Origin of the sequence: Schlesneria paludicola DSM 18645, assembly GCF_000255655.1 — a bacterium.
Lineage (GTDB): Bacteria > Planctomycetota > Planctomycetia > Planctomycetales > Planctomycetaceae > Schlesneria > Schlesneria paludicola.
On the sequence record NZ_JH636434.1, the window covers coordinates 160,901 to 178,544 of the forward strand.

The 17,644-nt window shown below is 55.9% G+C and carries 12 protein-coding genes; 1 reads left to right on the forward strand and 11 read right to left on the reverse strand.

The genetic code is table 11. The features are described from left to right. The first annotated feature begins 1 nt into the window (after nt 1). Nucleotides 2-5,074, forward strand: coding sequence for a DUF5724 domain-containing protein (locus OSO_RS0100985; protein ID WP_010581728.1), 5,073 nt, complete (start codon nt 2-4; stop codon nt 5,072-5,074). A 6-nt stretch (nt 5,075-5,080) separates the two neighbouring features. Here the strand turns inward: OSO_RS0100985 and OSO_RS0100990 are convergent, their stop codons facing one another. From OSO_RS0100990 to OSO_RS0101050, 11 genes are all read right to left on the reverse strand, one after another. Beyond that, nucleotides 5,081-6,001: a tetratricopeptide repeat protein gene (locus tag OSO_RS0100990; protein ID WP_010581729.1), complete on the reverse strand. Its 921-nt coding sequence runs from the start codon at nt 5,999-6,001 to the stop codon at nt 5,081-5,083. Continuing rightward, complete coding sequence (locus tag OSO_RS0100995) at nt 6,002-7,441, reverse strand: hypothetical protein (protein ID WP_010581730.1); 1,440 nt, start codon at nt 7,439-7,441, stop codon at nt 6,002-6,004. Continuing rightward, a complete protein-coding gene (locus OSO_RS0101000; RefSeq protein WP_083842746.1) occupies nt 7,438-8,370 on the reverse strand; it encodes a tetratricopeptide repeat protein in 933 nt (310 codons plus the stop codon). The genes OSO_RS0100995 and OSO_RS0101000 overlap by 4 nt, the downstream gene beginning before the upstream one ends. 330 nt (nt 8,371-8,700) lie before the next feature. Then, nucleotides 8,701-9,654, reverse strand: coding sequence for a CE1 family esterase (locus OSO_RS41620; protein ID WP_010581732.1), 954 nt, complete (start codon nt 9,652-9,654; stop codon nt 8,701-8,703). Between the two features lie 59 nt (nt 9,655-9,713). After that, nucleotides 9,714-10,508: an SDR family oxidoreductase gene (locus OSO_RS41625; RefSeq protein WP_010581733.1), complete on the reverse strand. Its 795-nt coding sequence runs from the start codon at nt 10,506-10,508 to the stop codon at nt 9,714-9,716. Then, nucleotides 10,505-11,338, reverse strand: coding sequence for an SDR family oxidoreductase (locus OSO_RS0101025; RefSeq protein WP_010581734.1), 834 nt, complete (start codon nt 11,336-11,338; stop codon nt 10,505-10,507). The genes OSO_RS41625 and OSO_RS0101025 overlap by 4 nt, the downstream gene beginning before the upstream one ends. Then, nucleotides 11,335-12,231 (reverse strand): class I SAM-dependent methyltransferase, encoded by an 897-nt coding sequence (locus tag OSO_RS0101030; protein WP_010581735.1) that lies wholly within the window; start codon nt 12,229-12,231, stop codon nt 11,335-11,337. The genes OSO_RS0101025 and OSO_RS0101030 overlap by 4 nt, the downstream gene beginning before the upstream one ends. An 11-nt stretch (nt 12,232-12,242) precedes the next feature. Beyond that, nucleotides 12,243-14,651: a hypothetical protein gene (locus tag OSO_RS47280; RefSeq protein WP_010581736.1), complete on the reverse strand. Its 2,409-nt coding sequence runs from the start codon at nt 14,649-14,651 to the stop codon at nt 12,243-12,245. Continuing rightward, nucleotides 14,648-15,532, reverse strand: a complete 885-nt coding sequence (locus OSO_RS0101040; RefSeq protein WP_083842747.1) for an alpha/beta fold hydrolase — start codon at nt 15,530-15,532, stop codon at nt 14,648-14,650. The genes OSO_RS47280 and OSO_RS0101040 overlap by 4 nt, the downstream gene beginning before the upstream one ends. Before the next feature lie 93 nt (nt 15,533-15,625). After that, the gene (locus OSO_RS41635) at nt 15,626-17,230 is read right to left on the reverse strand and encodes an alkaline phosphatase family protein (protein WP_010581738.1); all 1,605 of its coding nucleotides are present in this window, start codon (nt 17,228-17,230) and stop codon (nt 15,626-15,628) included. A 92-nt stretch (nt 17,231-17,322) separates the two neighbouring features. Continuing rightward, nucleotides 17,323-17,601, reverse strand: a complete 279-nt coding sequence (locus OSO_RS0101050; RefSeq protein WP_010581739.1) for an acyl carrier protein — start codon at nt 17,599-17,601, stop codon at nt 17,323-17,325. Between the last annotated feature and the right edge of the window lie 43 nt (nt 17,602-17,644).

Below are 17,644 nucleotides of genomic sequence, written 5' to 3' on the forward strand. Positions count from 1 at the left end.
AATGCTGACCGCGGAAGTCGTAGCCAAACGTTTAGAGCCATATTTGGTTTCCTCGTCTGACAATGGTCAGCCTGAACCGCGTGTGTTTGCCGCAATTCGGCAACTTCCCAAAGAATTGCGTGCAATTGGGTTCGGATTTTTCGACAGGAATGCAGACGGTACAAGCTTTCTCACCACCGACTGGCAAGTGAATCAGAAACGGTCTTTGCAGACGCTCAAGCTGTTGGACGAGCTGACCCAGGCCCGCTTTCGCAAGCTGCTCACGGCGCTGCTCGGACCGCTGGCTGATATCGCGGAAGAGACCTGGGAACTATTGAAACGGTCACCCTACCAGGAGGGTTATCAGCGACGTGCGTTTCGGGCGCCAAATCAGACGTCGTCGACGTTCGAAGTCCGGAAGAATTGGCTGCAGAGCTTCAGTAACAGTGTCTGTCGAATCCGTCCTGATGTGCTGACGCCCCAATGGTTGGCGATCTGGGGAAGCTATCTCGAGGACCACTTTTCGCATCGCTATCTGGCGCAGTTTCTGGCCGCGGCCATCAACCGCGGAGATGCTCAGGGGAATGAGGTCTTCGAGATTCTTTGTCAATCCGCGCGAAACGAACACGAAATCGCGGGGATGAGTCGCATGGCAGCGCGAGCGCTGCTGATGTCGGACCGAGCCGATGGCTGGGATTTGATGCAACGGATGCTGCTGGCGGCCCAAAGGCAGGAAGGGCTTCGGCAGGTCATTTTGGAAACCGTCGACGAAGCTCATCCCCAGGCATTCCGGCGGATGCTGCAAACGATCCATGACGAGAAGCTGGCGCGTTTCAGTGCCGTGGCACGCGCAGTCGATGTCTGGTGCGGACTAAACTATGAATCTGATCAACTGAAAACCATCAACACCGCGATTCATCGTGTCATCGAGTTTATGGATCAACCGACCGCGAGGTCGAAAGCCCTGAAGTCCGACGATGCCGAGGAGGTCTATTTCGCGCTCTGGACAGTCGCGTACGAAGACGCCCATGCTGCGATCTCTGCAGCAGAACGAATTCGAAGTCACAAGTCATCCACAGTGCGCTTTGTGGCGGCCCAGCTTCTATTTCAACTGGCGCTCCCCGAAGTGGCATCTGTTCTACGACCGATGTTGGCCGATGACGATTTGCAAGTGTCATTGGTCGCGCTCGACGGTTGTCAGTATGTTCAAGCGGACGATGCCACAGTCGAACTCGAAGCTCATGCCTCTAGGCGATTCGAGCTGATTGAGCAATTGTTTCACCGGATGCCCGAAAAGCCCGTCATGCTGCCTCCCATTGTCTGGCCTTGGACAGGGCGTGCGGCCACACGAGAGCATGTTGCGGGCGTGTTGGTCAGACTTCTGGGAACTCTTCCCCCGACTCGTTTACTTCCCTATCTCTCGGCCGTTCACCGTTATCATCGGGTTGCCGTTGTTCGCATGTTGGCGGAGCAGAAAAAGTGGGACAAGTTGACACGCGAAACGTTGCTGGAACTGACTGGCAACGCATCGCCCGATGTTCGTGAAGCGGCCATCGACGCCCTCAATCGTGCGGAGTTGACTGAACCAGAGATATTGAGAATCGAGGGCTTGCTCTCTCGCAAGGCTAGCGATCTACGGATCGGCGCACTGAAGTTGCTCTTAAATCAGTCCGACGAGGCGGTATTGGCTACTGCGGGGCGGTTGCTGGAGTCAAAGGACGCCCTCACCCGATTGGGAGGACTCGAACTGATTCGACTGATGCTCGACGCAAACCGCGAACGACAGGCCTGTTTGAAGTGCGCCGAGGCCTATGCTTCGTGGAACTCTAAAAAAACAAAAGAGGAACAGTCGCAACTCGATGCGATCCTGACGACTCCCGCCGAGCGACTGACGCTTGACGACGCCTTCGGGTTGATGAATCCGAAGGAGCTGTCGCCGGTGCCTCGTCCCAGCGTCAGGCCGGTTCAGTTCTTCACTGATGCCACGTTGGAAATCCTTAAATCATTAGATCAATTGGTACACGCGCATCGCGAGACTCCCATTCGATACAAACGCTGGGATCGAGTCGAGGCTGAAGAGGTTCTGGGCGCGACTTATGGTCTGCCGCAGCCGAACTTGTCAGAGCCCATCGATACGCAGCGTGAGGCTCTACCGCTTGTCGAAGTCTGGGAGACGTGGTATCGCGACCGACCTTCGTCGATGAAGGACCAGGATGGGCTGGAACTCTTGCGTGCGATTCGCTTCGTCGATTCGATTGGCGGCTACTGGTGGGACGACGTGGTCAAATGGGCCGCGAAACAGCCTGATCGCCGAGAATGGATTAAGAACATCTCATCCGGCAAATCGCCCGTTCGATTGAAGTATGACGGAATTGTTCAAAGCGTGTTAGGTTGGCTCTACTACTTGCATCGCCCTGAAGGAGTCGAAGAGTATCTGCTGGATTCCGCGGAAACCTATCTCGCGCTCGTTCCACAATCGTGTCATGACGACTTGGTCATCCTCGCCGAGGCAGGCGAATCGCCTTCTCCGTACGAGCGCGATCGCGTGCGGATTGATTGGAGAGATCAATACGGGACGGAAGAGTGGTATTCTGCTCTGTCGAATCGGCTTCTTTACGTGCGTGAAACTCCCGCCCAATTTCAGCGACGTTGGAATTTGGCATGCTTCTACAGCCAACCAATTCCTGGAGCGGAAAAGCAGCGACCGGGGCTCGAGATGTCAATTCACGCTTATGCGGCCGGATTGGCGACGCTCACCGATCTGACAGACTTGTTGTTGGGGCCGAGGATTTCAAGTGGGCAAGCGATCCATTTTGGCGAACTGGCCGAGATCACCTCTCGGCAACAGCGTCGCGAATTGCGTGAGCTCTTGGCGGCACATCCAGAAATCCAGGCATTGGCAGACCGCTGCCGTGAGCGAGTCTTGCAGATTGAACTGGCACGCGGGGAAACACCAACCCCAGCGACCTCAGCCGCGTTGTCGATGAGTTATTTCGGTGTGGAGACACTTGGGCGAATCCTGCAACTGATTGGCACCAATGGATTCAAGGTGACGAATCGCTATTCGGCGGACGCACGATTGGCGCGACTTCCCGCGTTGACGGAGATGGTTCGTTCCACCTATCCACTCGAACGCGATACGCAGGGGGATTTCAATCGCGTCATCGCGGACTGTCTCAAAGCAGGGCTTCGCGAACAAACGATTCTTGAATTGATGTTCCTTGCCCCGCAATGGACCAAGTTCGTCGAGGGTTATTTCCAATGGTCGGGGCTCAGCGAAGGGCTGTACTGGTTCCTGGCGCACATGAAATACATCAATGCGGATGCGGAATCGGCGGCGACGGCCAGCGGGTACGAGGCCGAGCAGGCGCAAGAGGGGCAAGACGATCGCCAGACTCGATCCGCTTGGCAACGGTTGATCGCAGAGCGAACACCGTTGTCTGACGAGGAACGGGCCAATGGTGCCATCGATGTGGACTGGTTCCATCGGGTCTATGTGAAGTTGACACCCAAACGCTGGGACTTGCTGGCACTCGCCGCACGGTTCGCGGCAAATCCTGCCCAGGCGAAGCGAGCCAGTTATCTGGGGGAGGTCCTTCTGGGAAAGGCGAACCGAAAGGAATTGTTCGCCCAAGTCACACAGAAGAAGCTGAAAGAGTCGGTTCGATTGATCGGGCTTTATCCGCTCGCCACGGGGGCCAAGCAAGCCGCCGACCTGACTCAGCGATACAAGATGCTGGTCGAGTATCGACGGTATGCAAAGGGATTGAGCAGTCTCACAAAACCGGCGGCCATGCAGGCTCTGGAAATCGGCTTTCGAAATCTCGCCAGCACTGCAGGGTTTGTTGATCCGCTGCGTCTGGAATGGGCCATGGAAGCCGATGCGGTGAAGGACCTTGCACGGGGACCGGTTTCGGTCAGTAAAGAGGGAGTCACTGTGACGCTCGCGTTAGACGAGTTCGCGCGTCCAGTCGTCACGACAGTCAAGAACGAGAAGCCACTGAAGGCGATTCCACCGGCAATCAAGAAAGAGAAACGGATCGTTGAGCTGTTGGAACGAGTGACTGACCTTCGGCGGCAGGCGTCTCGAATGAAGGAATCTCTCGAAGCGGCGATGTGTCGCGGCGACGAGTTCGAACCAGAAGAACTTGTCCAACTGTGCGATCATGCGTTGCTGAAAGTCTTGCTGTCGAGATTGATCCTGGTTGCCGGGGTTCAGGCCGGCTATCCGGACAAAAGTGGCAATGCGCTGCGCGACTTTGCAGGAAAGTCGTCGGCAATCAAGAAACGGAGCAAACTGAGGATCGCTCATCCACATGACCTGCTGGAACGCGGAGACTGGTCGAAGTGGCAGCACGACTGTTTTCAGTCCGCACGCGTTCAACCGTTCAAACAAGTCTTTCGCGAACTGTACGTGGTCACGAAGCAGGAACGCAAAGATGGAACGCGTTCGTTCCGTTATGCAGAGCAGCAAGTAAACCCGCAACAGGCGAATGCGCTCTGGAACGCGCGGAACTGGCACACTCAGGACGATGTCTTTAAGGCGTTTCCAGCAGAAGGCATCACCACGTCCGTCGCATTTCGGTATGGGGCAGGGACGCCACTGGATGTTGAGGGACTGACACTCGATTTCATTTCGTTTTACCGCCGCGACGACGTCAAGCCGCTCAAGTTGGCCGATGTGCCACCGCGACTCTTCAGCGAGGTGATGCGCGATCTGGATCTTGTCGTCAGCGTGGCGCATCGCGGCGGCGTCGATCCAGAAGCGACGGCATCGACGGTCGAAATGCGCGAAGCCCTTGTACAAGAAACCTGCCTGCTACTTGGTCTCAAGAATGTGAAGATCAAGCAACCGCGCGTGCTGATCAAGGGACAACTTGCCGAGTACGCGGTCCACCTGGGCAGCGGCAACGTACATCGCATGCCCGGTGGATCGCTGTGTCTCATCCCTGTACAGGCTCAGCATCGCGGACGTCTGTTTCTACCGTTTGCCGACGATGACCCTCGCACGGCCGAAATCGTTTCCAAAGTCCTTCTCTTGGCTAAGGACCAAGAAATTCAAGATCCCTCGATCCTGGAACAACTGCGTCGCTGAAGTGTGTCACTGCGATTGCATCGTTGCTGCCGCAGCTTCGGCCTCTTTGATGAGTTCTTGCGCTTCAAACAGTTCCGCATCAATGGCCAGCGCGGCTTGGGCGTGAGTGATCGCCGCGTCGGGGTTGCCTTGCTTAAGGCGAATCTTGCCCAGCAACATTTCACATTCAAGGTGCTTCGGGGTCCGCTGGATCGCCGCATTTGCGGCGCCGATTGCCGCGTCGTCTTCATTGCGTTCCGCATGAATTTGGGCGAGTCGCAACAACGGATGCGGGCTCTTTGGGAACAACAATGCTGCGGCGTGACATTCCGCTATCGCTGTGCGGACCTCACCAAGTGCCAACAGCAGATTGATCAGGCAGATCCGAGTATTGACATCGATTGATTGCATCCGCAGGCAAGTCAGAACTTCTGCAATTGCGGCGGATTCGTTTCCCTGACTCTGGAGAGAATGGGCGAGTCGAAGGCGATTCTGGCTCTGTCCCGGTGACAGTCTCAGCACTTGTCGATCGGCCGCGATGACCTCGTCAGTGTTTCCCTGGCTCTGTGCGATCGTGCCGAGCATGTTGTGAGCGCGAGGATTGTTCGGGTCGAGAGCCAGGCTGCGGCGAATGGATTGCAGGGCCGCAGTGGTTTGACCGCGTTCATGTTGGAGCAGTGCGAGTGCAAACCAACCCGTTGCCTCTTCTGGCTCCAGGTAAATCGACCGTTCCAGGCAGGCTTGTGCATCGTCGTGTCGCGCGAGCAGGTACAGCATGACTCCTTTCCAGAAGTAGGCTTTTCCGAATTCCGCAGAATGTTCGATCGCACGATCCATTTCGACGACTGCCGCCGAAATCTGGCCAGACTCAAACAACCCCTTGGCCAACAGCAGGTGGCCAGCGGCCGTCTGTCCGCAGACATTCTGAAAGGAGAGCGGGTCAATCATTTAGGTGAACGATTGGTTGTGGGTGTGTGGTGTATCAGATGTTGAGGCATTTGAATGAATGGCCATCGAACTTCGGTGCAGCAGGGAAGTGAACTGGCGATGCAGCTCTTGTGGACTCGATCCGCTCCAATCCCAAATTGGACGGAGATGTTCACGATTCCACCATCCCGCAAGTAGTAGAAATGTGGCGAATCCGACGGAGCCAAACCAACGCGTCAAGTAATACACAGCCATGACTGACAGCGCGACGTCGGTCGAAAAACGAATCAGAAACGCAATGGTTCCGTACGTTCGCAATTTGACACGTTCACGCCATCCAAGTGGTTCAGGAGAACGGATGCCGCAGAGCCACGCCCAGGTTTCGTCCATGGCACGCTCGTGCAGTTTCCAATCATCCAGGTACCAGGACAATGCTGCATGAGTGCTGGAGTAGGGTGAAAATGGGTTGATCTGATATGTGAAAAAGACGATCGACGTCATGACCATGCACATCCAGAACAGGTACATGTGCGACGCGCGGCTACCCGCCTTCCAGGCAATGGTGTAGATCGCCCCCAGTATGAGTGGCGTCAGCAGCCTGATCGCAATATGCATCCGACGACCACGTGAATCCATCAATACGAAGGCATCGCCGATGTCGATCGAAAATGATGCCGTGGGCAGAACCCATTTCCCATAGCTGATGCCGAATGTCCGAATACGGCCACGATTCAAGCGACAGCACATCCCCGTCAAGATGGCAAGTGGCAGGTTCATCAGAAACTGCGTCTGGACGTAACTCGCCAGAAACAGCTCCACAAACGGATACCTCACCCAGAAAATTGTCGATTCTTCACCGAGCTGATTCCAATGACGTACCAGAATGCAAATGGCAATGATCACAATCGGAACCATTGGCACCAGCCAAATCGGATGCAAAATCCAGCCGAACAACATCACCAGAATATCGAAGGCGGTGTTGACGCGGGCAGTCTCTGCAGGATCAATTTCTAAAGGAGCAATCGGTGTCGGAACGGTGCATTCGCCGGTTGGCGAAGCAGACGATTCGACGCATGCTGTACCAGCCGGCAGCCGCAACGACGCCACCTTGTTGGATGATTCGATGCCGTTCCTGGCGTCTGTGGAGCTCGGATTCCCCGTCAGAGATGTCCTCGGAACTGCTGGGATTGATGCAAGGTTTAATAGCTCCAGACGTTGCAATTGTCCTACGAATTCCCAAATGGTCTCTTCCAACAAGGGAACCCCAAACTTCGCTTCGTATTCTCGGGCAATGTCGGCAGGCGAATCGTATTTACCGAGCAATCCAACCATGTAGCGTTCAGGCGCTTCGAGTGAAAAGTGCGTTCCTGTCCGGCGATTCAGCAGGCGAAAACTACGCGGACCATCACGCAAGAAGTCTGCTTCGGCAATCAACGAGACAGGTAAGCGAATGTGTGTCATTGTCCACCTGCATCAAATGTGGAACGAACCACTTGTGAGCTGGCCGCGAATTGAACTCCTTCATTCACTCGATCGAATGACTGATAGTAGTCGGCAACGAGCGCGTGGGCTTCTTTCAGAGTGGGATCGAGTTGTACGGCCGATCTGAGGAGCGCGATCGCAGCGGGTTTGTGGTGCCTTTCCCAGAACCAACGGGCCAGACGATGATAAAGTGGTGCGTGCATCGGAGAATGCGAAAGCGCGTCTCGATAGATCGCCGCCGCCTCGTCACTGCGGCCGAGGGCATACAGCGCGTCACCCTGTGCCGTGAGAACCTCTGGATCTCGTGGATTGAGCGCACGGGCACAATCAAGTTCTGTTTCCGCCGCGGACCAACGGCTAGCGGTAAGGTGGATCTGGGCCGCACCGAAATGAAATTGTGCCTCTGGCTTTGATGTTTGGGTTGCTTTAGTCCAGGCAGCAAGAGCCTCGTCATTTCGGCCGAGCTTCTGCAAAAGTTTGCCCTGCCATCCGAGGGCCGCGGCATGATCTGGCTGGCGGTTCAGCAATGCCTTGACAGTGGCCAGGGCAAGTTCGGTCTCGTTCAATTCGTCGTAAGTGCTGATAAGCACCAGGTACGGAATATCTGCCTCTGGATCTAACTCAATCGAGAACCGAAGCGGTTCGACGGCACGCGCGAACTGCTTGCAGCTCGCCAGCATCAGTCCCTTCACTAGTTGGCCTTCCGCCAGCTCGGGATTTTCGTCGAGGGCTCGCGATAACTCTTCCCGCGCATGATCGAATTGTCCATCGCGGAAGAGCGCGGTCGCCATCCCTAGTCGATTGCTCGGCGACGAGCCCGATAGACTGGTGATGTGCGGAACCGCGTCGCGCAAGTCGGATTGCGCCACCTCGGCGGTCGGTGTTGTGGAGTTTGTTTTTGTCGGCATGGAAGGGTTCGAACTTGAGGGCTCGAATTTCAACGAGTTGACACTACGGAGTGGATTGTGAGTCGGTTCGTCGATTGCTTGGAGTCAGCGATGAAGAGTTCCAAGTTAGTGAGCAAGCAAACTCGATCGCAACATTTTTTGTGAGATCACCACTCGTTTCGACGAGGCGAGGTATCGGGTGTAGTGAATATGCAGGAAATCAAGATTCTCGGTGGCCATCTCGCAACCAGAGCGGCCTGTTGAAAACGGCGATCGACTCCTTTCAGACCCAGATAGCACCTTGGCCTTTTGGATACCTGGGTGGCTGTCCCTTCTCATTTCAACCGTCGGTTACATGGAGCCCGGCTGATCCAGTGTGAACTGCTTAAAAAAGTTCCACATGCGTGTGTTGGCATCGAAGTTGGTAATCAGCTTTCCTGTTCCCAACCGCGGGGTGACATCGATTCCCCCAGGCCACGTATGGCCCCCTTCACGCAACATATATAGCTCGATCGGAGCGCCCGTCTGACCCTCAGGTGGAGAAAAATGCTCGTGGAGGAAGTCGGGCTGGTCTTCGGTCAGCGACGGCTTGACGGCACAATGATTTACGCCGCACCACCAGGAAATGACATCCTTCACGGCGCGGTGATTGATCTTTGAGAACGCGTTTGGGCCAACACCGCCAGCAAACGGCGCATTGGGATCGAGCAGGCCGTGTATGTGCATTAACGGCACCGGACGTGTTGGCATTGGGCCGTCAACTCCCAATGTCGTCGCGACACCACATAACGCGGTCACACGCTGAGGCCGTTCGCATGCATATCGGTACGCCATCATCGACCCGTTGCTCATGCCCGTCAGGTAGATACGACGCGTGTCGACGGCGTACTGTTTGGGCAAATCATCAAGCAGCTTGTCGAGAAAGCCGACGTCATCAATTTTCCACTTCACCGCATAAGCACAGCAGAGCCCCGCGTTCCAGGTGTAGAATCGACCGCCACCGGATGTTCCTTCGGGATAAACGACGAGAAATCCATTCTTGTCCGCACAGGCATCCATCTGCGTCTGCTTGCGATGGGCGGTTGCATTTCCGCCTCCGCCGTGCAAATTCACGACAACCGGTAACGGGGTCTTCGCGTCATACTGGCTGGGCAAATGGACCTCATAAGTCCGCGTCCGGCCATCATGATTCAACGAATGACTGAAATCAGATTGTTTGGCGCGCGGGGATTGAGCACGCAAATACGATCGAAACGCGATGAAGGACACGACAATGAGTCCAAGCAGAAACAGTGATTTCGACATTTGAAGAGTCTCCTGACGTCGTGACATCTCCGGGCTTCAATTTGTCCTCAGTTGCCGCGTCATGGGGAATTGCTCGTCGGGGCAGCGCCGGCTGAACGCTTTCCAAGTCGCGATCGGAACGGCGAGATCACCAGATTCTCGCAGATTGTGTCAGGTGGAAGACTCAGGCAAAAGAGAATCATCTGTGCCACGCGTTCGGGAGGAAGTGCGCCCGCCGGTGCCGACTGCACGACATTGTTCTGCTGCCACAAAGGCGTATCGACGGCGTCGGGCAAAATGACCTGAACGCGGACATTAAACGGGCGTACCTCTTCGGCCATCGATTCGCTCAGGGCAATCACCCCTGCTTTTGAGGCGGAATAGACAGAATCAAACGCCCGGCCTTTACGGCCGCTTGTCGACGACACATTGACGATCTGTCCATGCCGACGACTCGTCATGCCTCGCAAGAAAGCTCGATTGCAAAGGAACGTTCCCTTGAGGTTCGTATCGACGACCGCGTTGTATTCCGAATCTTCCAGTTCATGAAGAGGTAATGGGCGGCTGTTGGCCATGCGGAGAATTCCCGCACAATGGACAACCGCATCGACTGTTCCGAATCGTTCGTGGGCCTTGTCGGCCAGATTATCACAGTCGGCGGCATTACGGACGTCGCATGCTTGTCCTGAGAGCTGGGACTCCTCGTAGTTCGGGACACATTCCGCAAGTTGGGCCATCGCGAAGGCGACGGCATTCTGGCGCAGATCCGCCAAGAGGACCTTGGCCCCCTGCTCAAGCAGAAGTCGAGCCGTTGCCAGGCCAATGCCGCTGGCTCCGCCCGTGACGACAACGGACATATTCTGAAAAGAGATCACGACATGACTCCCGTTGAATGTGGTAAAGACTCTGAGCCAAATGGAGCCAACAACGGCTCGGTCCACCGTGCATCGAACGGTAGACTCAACAGGTCTGCGATCGCGTGGCCCAGGTGGATGGGGTTCATTGCACCCCGCTTTGCAAGATTCGTCTTCGCGATCAGGTCTGTCGCGACCGCGTCGGGCAGCATCGACCAGGCGCGAATTCCATAGGGGGCAAGTTCCTCGCCCAGGGCCTGAACCATGGCGAGGGCGGCCATTTTTGTTGCAGAGTAAGCGGATGCGAATGGCTGGCCACGTCGGGCGGATCGCGCCGACGAGATATTGACGATTTGACCTCGCCCCTGCGGAATCATGTATCCCGCAGCCGCACGAGCAACCAGGAACATACCCCGAATGTTCGTGTCGCAGACCTCCTGCCATTCGCTTTCTTCTAAATGCATGGCCGCTGCAACCGCATTGCGGCTGTGTGTGCCTCGTCCAATGCCCGCACTGTTGACAACAATGTCGAGTGTTCCTTGCGAATGGACGATGTTTTGAAAGAGTCGATCAACGTCACTGCGGTTTGCCACGTCGCACGTCAATTCCGTGATCATGGGAACATCGGGTTCTCTCTGGGAGCGGTTATCCATGTCCACTTGCGTTGTTGATGCCGATCGGCCTCCTGATCGGCTTGCTGCATAGACGCGACAGCCTCGCTGAGAAAGGACGTACGACAGAGCACGGCCGATTCCGCTCGTTCCCCCGATGACGACGGCCACCTGACCTACCAAGGATGATTCGGCAGCCGATGGGCCGTTGTCCGCGTCCGCGAATGGTCTGAAGGTCATGATTTGACCGCCCACATTTCAAGATAGTTTCGTGGGGCCACGGTTGCTCCACAGCCCCGCATCGCAGGTCCGGCCGCATTCTGCAGGGCTTCGGCCGCTTCTTCGACCGGGAAACCGCTCATCAGTACTTCGGCAAGTCCGCCGTACGCGCCAACATAGGTGAAGGATCGTTCCGAGAGTTCGACCAGACGTTCGTTGGTATCCACCGTCTTCAAGCCCACATTGTCCAACATGTCGGACCATTCGGAGGGGCTATACCAGCGATTGGTGAACGCCTTGCGCGTTGTGCCACGCACACGCTTGATCGTCGGTGCCCCCGCGGCCGCCAGCTTCTTGTTTTTCTCTTCGATGTACTTCGCCGCCAGAATCAGCCAGTCCATGTACATTCGATCGGTTCCTTCGGGAACGGACCCAGAATAGAACGTCGAGTTGAATCCGAAGAGGCCTCCTGGTTTCAAAAGTCGCGAAATGGTTTTGAGCAACTTTTCCTTATCGTCAATGACATGGATCGCGTTGGCGATGGTGATGCAGTCGAATGTTTCATCTGGAAATGGCAAGTCGGTTGCCGATCCACACCCAAAGACCAGTGCTGGTTTACCGTCAACGACATCGTCAGTCAGCGCGAAGCCCGTTCTCACATCAAATCCGAGTTTTCGGAAGCGATCTGAGCTGAGTTCAATCTGGACGGGATCGTAATCCACACCGTTCAGGTGAGCTCCGGGAGCGAGACTGATCAGAATTTCGCTGATGGTCCCCGTACCACATGCGAGGTCCAGGATTCTTTTGACGTGTCCCAGTGGAACTCGTGTGGCGAATCCTTGATTGGCCGCAACATATTCCGGTTCGTGGCTAAATGGTTCATACGTGGTGTTGACTGGTAAGATTTCGATCATCGAAGCGTTTCCTAAGATTTGGAGGTGCAGGCGAGAACGTAATGGACAATCGGCGAGTTGCCCCCGGGCAGGGCGGCGAGAATGCTGGCTTGAGTAGCACTGTCGATCTGTTGCAGCAGCAGTTTGGCCAGCCAGAAGCTTCGGCTATGGGCAAAGAAGGGCACCCAGGTCTCGGTGGTGACATCAAGGATGCGGTGCTCACGGAATCCCGCTTGGTCAAGGTCGGTCTTGTAGGTTGCGAGCGGATCGGACAACGGTTCAGGCACGACGTTGCTTCGCGCACTGGAAAGCCCGTCAGCGATGAGCAGGTATCCACCGGGACGAAGCATCGTCATCGCAGTCGCCAGCGAGGACGTTCGTCCGGCACGCTCCAGGCCTTCAATCCAGATCACGACGTCAAATCGCCGTTCCGCGACGGTTTGTAGTTGGTCTAGCTGGCGACAGCAGATCGTCGCATCCGTGAAATGGGCACTCAGTTCTGATGCGAGCTCTGACTCGCCCTTTGCGATGGCAAGCACCGAATTTCGCGATTCGCCTTCGTGCGGCGAAGGCAACATGCGGCACAGTTCCGCAATCAGCCCACGCGTTGCAGAGAACGGGGTGATCGTTCTGGTCGGCCAGTACCCGACATTTTGCAACTCTCCCGTGAAGTACTCTCGCAATTCGTCACTGATGGTCTCGCTCAACCCAACCAGATCGCTGGGAGTTTCCGCAAGGCGCAGGATCGGATCATTCGGTGAGATGGTGGGTTCGAAGGTTGCCAGACGGCAGCGATAGAAGGGACCGGCGTCGGGAGTTTCACCCTGGAAGACTCCCACTGGAAAATTTCGGTTCTCGTGCGGCTCATCGGAATGCTCGAGTGAACCGTGCCAGATTTCTAGCCCGCCTCGAGGATTATCTTCGAAGTGCCAGCCGGACGGCCCCCGGACGGCCACCTTTGGGCCAAAAAAGTTCGCCGTTCCGACGAATAGTCCGGCTGGCGTCGAGATAATGGTGCGTACCCCGAGGTTGTAACGGTTTCCGAAGCCATTACGCGTAATGGGAGTCCAGTTGTCACCATTCGTGCTTTTCCAGAGTTCACAACCACCGACCATCGACATGTAACGATCAAGAAACGGCGAATCGAGCAGAAACTTGGAATGCTCGGGCCACTTGTCGTTTCTGGAAAACGGGATGAACGAACTATTGTCGCAGGTACCGACGTACAAAGTTCCATCGTGAACACCCATTCGCCACAAGTATCCAGCGAGCGGATTGTCGAATCCGGCACGCATCCCGCTCGTGGGGATTTTGAATCCTTGACGTGTCATGCGAGGCTCGCCCACGACCAGATCCCAGGTCTTGTCGGGGTGAACACGAATGACTTCACCGGCGGCCGGGCCGACTTCATAAAGCTGGTCATATCCGCTGTTTTGAATGCACGTCCCGACATAGAGCGACCCCTGGAATTCGGCCATGGAAATCGCGGATTGATTCAATGCGCCGCGATCCGCGCCGAGATCCAATACCAGTTCCCAGTCGTGAGGCGGTGGACCTTCCGCGCGCGTTCGATACAGCTGGAAACCGAAGCGAAGATTGAAGGCACCGCAGTAAAGGTAATCGCCACAAATCGTCATATCGAAAATGCTGGAATTGGTGCGATCGCCAAACAGCGGCAGCGAACTCAGTTCCCATTTGCCATTGGCCGGATCGGAACTGCAAAGGACCGCGGAACAGCGCGAGGTGTTGGCCAGTGTCACATGGATTTCTCGTCCATCTGCCGTAACACCTGACGCTTTGGGTGCCGGCTTGCTACTGGCAGGTGACGCGAACAGTCGTCCTTTGAAGGCGACCATCGAGCGAAACGAACCGAACAATTCGTCGAGTCCCGGAACTTGTGGTGCGGGAACGCGATGAAACGTTACGCCATCGATTGAACGCAGGGCGACGCCGTCGATGGCGTTGCGGCCGACGAACGGCAGAGTGTAAATCGCGGGACGTTCATCGCTGGCGCCTTGATAGACGGCCATTGAACGAAATCCGAATGCCTCGGGAACCATGCGGCCTTCAAAACCGGGGACGAGCGGTGCCTGGTAGACTCGTTGCCAGACTTTTGTGCGCGGGCTGTACCTCCAGATTTGTCCTCGCAGGTCGAGTCCCGAGTGGTCGGGCGGAACGGGAACAGGTTGCTGACTAAAGGGTGGTTCGAAGGGCAATCGCAAAATCAACAGCGGCAGGATGTCACGATTCGAACCGATATAGAGGTGATCGTCGAACCAGCACGAAGAATACGCGTACGAGTTGCTCCCATCGCCAAATCCCCCTTCGGCCACGCGGCGGAAGTTGCCAAGGCTCAGTGGCGATTTTGCGGGTGATTTGGTCGTGGACGGGGCGAATGGTGAGAAAGTGGATGGCATGGAGGACACCGTTGCGGTGGTCATCGGATGGGTTCCTTAATGGAAGGTGTTGCGTTAGGCCATCCCGCTTTGACCATAGCCTCGAACGTCCGTTCGGGGTGGTTGAATGGGAAGTTGTGTCCGCATCCCTCGACCAACTCCAAGGTGGTGTTGAATTCGTCCGCCAGACACTCACCGGTCGCCAGGAACGGTGAAATCGTTCCATACACCAGTCCCACGGGGCATTTGACCTCGCGAAGTTGCTCGCGAGTCAGGTCTGATGGGTTTCGAAAATCGGCAAGCGCGGTCGTTTCCATCAGCAATTGACGGTACTTGGCCATCGCCCGCTTGCTATAGACCGCGACGAAGAAACCGTCTGCAGCCAGGCGCGAATCGACCTGCGTCAAATCGAGTCCGTCCAGACGCATCGGCAAGGTACAGTCGAGTTCCCAATTGGGATCGAGGTGAACCCCGCCTCTTGCGAAGTGTTCTGCCCAGCGTGGAAAGCAGTTCCACTCGCCCAGGCGCAAATCGGGCTGAACACATCGCAGTCGCCCGTCCAGAATTGTCAAGCTGCGTACGCGCTCGGGATACCGCCGGGCCAGTTGTAAGGCGATGCCCGCACCAAAACTGTGTGCGATCACATCAACGACTGTGGCTCCATTGTGATCCAGGATTGCGACAGCATCATCGGAAAGTTCTCCGCAGGTGTAGCCATCGGGGGAAAGGTCGCTGTATCCGTGACCACGCAAATCGGACATGACCAGTCGATGTGAGGCACTCAGCGATCGAACCAACCACTGATGCCAAAACGCCATGTTGGTATTCAAGCCATGAATCAAGAGCGCGGTGCGCGCCGTGGTCTCGTCGCCCACGGTGCGTCCGCTTAACCGGACTCGGTTTCGATAACACTGAAATACAGACATGTTGAACGGGGCCTGCTGTGAGTTATGCGAGGACAAAATGCGTAGCGAGCCTGCAACACGCAATCGGCTGACCTGTGTTCTGGATGTGGCGACTCAGTCGATGTATCCCAGGCTTCGCAACCGATTTGTCAGCATCATCTCTTCTTCGGCATCCATTCCTGGATCAGCACTGGTTTTTTGCGGACTGATGACCGTGTCACTTTCCGCAAATGAACCCGGTGCGGTATCTCCCTCCTGAGAGCAAACACGTACGGGATCCTGCGCCAGGGCGGCCGGCTCGTAGAACGCGTCGGGGAAGACTCCTTCAAACTCACTTGGAATGCCTGCACCAACGCTGTGCATCAGCAGTGGGGCCACATCGAGAATGTTGAATGTCCCCACATCGCAGCCCGACTTGATTCCTGGGCCTGCGCCAAGGAGAACACCCACGGGATGATGTGTGCCCGCGGGCAACTTGCGGGTCACGACCTGTTGTGCGGCATTCAATGACGAGATAAATCCAAAATCACGCAAGGTCAGCGTCAGATCTGGCGCGCGGTGCATGAATGGTCCTGCGAACCATTCTTCGCGCTTTTTGATTTCCGTAATGACCTTGCCGCCATCAGGACCGCGAAGGGCATGAAGCTGATTGATAAGCCTCTCACGGAACTGCTCGTATTGCTGAGCCGGAACGTTCACGATGTAGATGCCGTTACAACTGGCTGTCAACGCGACAGCCTGAGTCCGCTCCCAGTCATACGTTCCGACAAATTGTGTCAGGCGTTCGACAACGATCGATTCCTTTTGATCTTCTGCAGACTGCCCTTTCCAATGCATGTAGCCCATGTCATTGAGAAACTTGTTGATGTAGACAACTTCCGTTGTGGCCGTGAAACCATGATCTGAGGCGATGAAGACTCGGCCGGTTTCACCGACAATTTCACACGTACGACCGAGAAAGTCGTCTGCCTGGCGGAAATAGTCATGACACAACTGCGTAACTTCGGCCTCCCAGGACGTGGGGTTCTTTGGAGCATGTGCCGGGTCAAGGAATCGGTATGCCAGGTGCTGAATCTTATCGACGCCGTCAAACACGATCGCTGTCAAGTCACTGGGCTCATGCTCCATCAAGTACTCAAGAGTCGAGAACCAGGCGCGTTCTCGTTCGATATGATGGTGAATCCATTCGGCCCAGCGCTCGGCGGGCATCTCGGCGAGACCTTCTTTCTCGACGTCCAGGTCAAGGCCCAGAATCGAGACGTCAAAATGTGGAACCTTCTGCAACCGGTTGAAGAGATCCGCTGGATAGCTAGACCGTTTCAAATAGCGCCCCGGAACGAATCCGGGCATGATGTGCCCATTGACCGGTTCGGCCGGAGCCATTCCGTAATAGTTAAGCGCAGTGACACGCTTTCCCTGATCTGACAAGCGTTTGAAGATCGTTGGGCAGTGGTTGTCGCGGGCATTGTTGAACCGCAAGAACACCCCCTGGTCCGTCTGCTCCATTCTCACGAAGTCGTGGATGCCATGATGCCCCATGCTGCGCCCGGTCGCGAGAGATGTCCACGCCTGCGGCGTGATGGGCAGCGGAGTCGACGTCAGGTTTGCGCGAGCGCCACGTTGACAGAAGGCACTCAAATTCGGCATCACGCCTTGTTTCATCAGTGAGTCCAGCACGGTGTACGTGGCACCGTCCAGACCGAAAAGTACCGTTCGCATGAAGTCAACCTCTCGTTGTCGGGTAGGGGGAGTGAATCATGTTGCGTATTAGAAGGGCCGCTAGCGCGGAGCGTTGGAAGACCGCGATTCTTTCAGAGATGCTGATGAAGGAATTGTGCGATCTGATGAACATTGAGGTCGTCGACATAGCGGCCTTCCGTCATCAACAGGCGTTCGAAGGGCAAATCACGTCGCCCATAGCGCTGTTCAATGGCCGAGACCAGATAGACAACGTCCAATGACTCAAATCCCAGATCGTTGATGATCGAGGTGCTCGTTTGGATGTTGCTTGTGGCGGCGGAGTCCCAACCCTCAGTCAGGTCCTTCAAGGTGGCGATGGTGTCTTGTTCACATTCAGCGATCGATGGCATGGATAGTCTTTCTCAATTTCAGTTCGGTAAGGAATCGGACATC

Bases quoted from the DNA above. Each gene is read 5' to 3' on its own strand.
- OSO_RS0101000 (WP_083842746.1), bottom strand. From the start codon at position 8,370: ATGCCGACAAAAACAAACTCCACAACACCGACCGCCGAGGTGGCGCAA.
- OSO_RS0100985 (WP_010581728.1), top strand. From the start codon at position 2: ATGCTGACCGCGGAAGTCGTAGCCAAACGTTTAGAGCCATATTTGGTT.
- OSO_RS0101030 (WP_010581735.1), bottom strand. From the start codon at position 12,231: ATGATCGAAATCTTACCAGTCAACACCACGTATGAACCATTTAGCCAC.
- OSO_RS0101040 (WP_083842747.1), bottom strand. From the start codon at position 15,532: ATGTCTGTATTTCAGTGTTATCGAAACCGAGTCCGGTTAAGCGGACGC.
- OSO_RS0101025 (WP_010581734.1), bottom strand. From the start codon at position 11,338: ATGACCTTCAGACCATTCGCGGACGCGGACAACGGCCCATCGGCTGCC.
- OSO_RS0101050 (WP_010581739.1), bottom strand. From the start codon at position 17,601: ATGCCATCGATCGCTGAATGTGAACAAGACACCATCGCCACCTTGAAG.
- OSO_RS0100995 (WP_010581730.1), bottom strand. From the start codon at position 7,441: ATGACACACATTCGCTTACCTGTCTCGTTGATTGCCGAAGCAGACTTC.
- OSO_RS41635 (WP_010581738.1), bottom strand. From the start codon at position 17,230: ATGCGAACGGTACTTTTCGGTCTGGACGGTGCCACGTACACCGTGCTG.
- OSO_RS47280 (WP_010581736.1), bottom strand. From the start codon at position 14,651: ATGACCACCGCAACGGTGTCCTCCATGCCATCCACTTTCTCACCATTC.
- OSO_RS0100990 (WP_010581729.1), bottom strand. From the start codon at position 6,001: ATGATTGACCCGCTCTCCTTTCAGAATGTCTGCGGACAGACGGCCGCT.
- OSO_RS41620 (WP_010581732.1), bottom strand. From the start codon at position 9,654: ATGTCGAAATCACTGTTTCTGCTTGGACTCATTGTCGTGTCCTTCATC.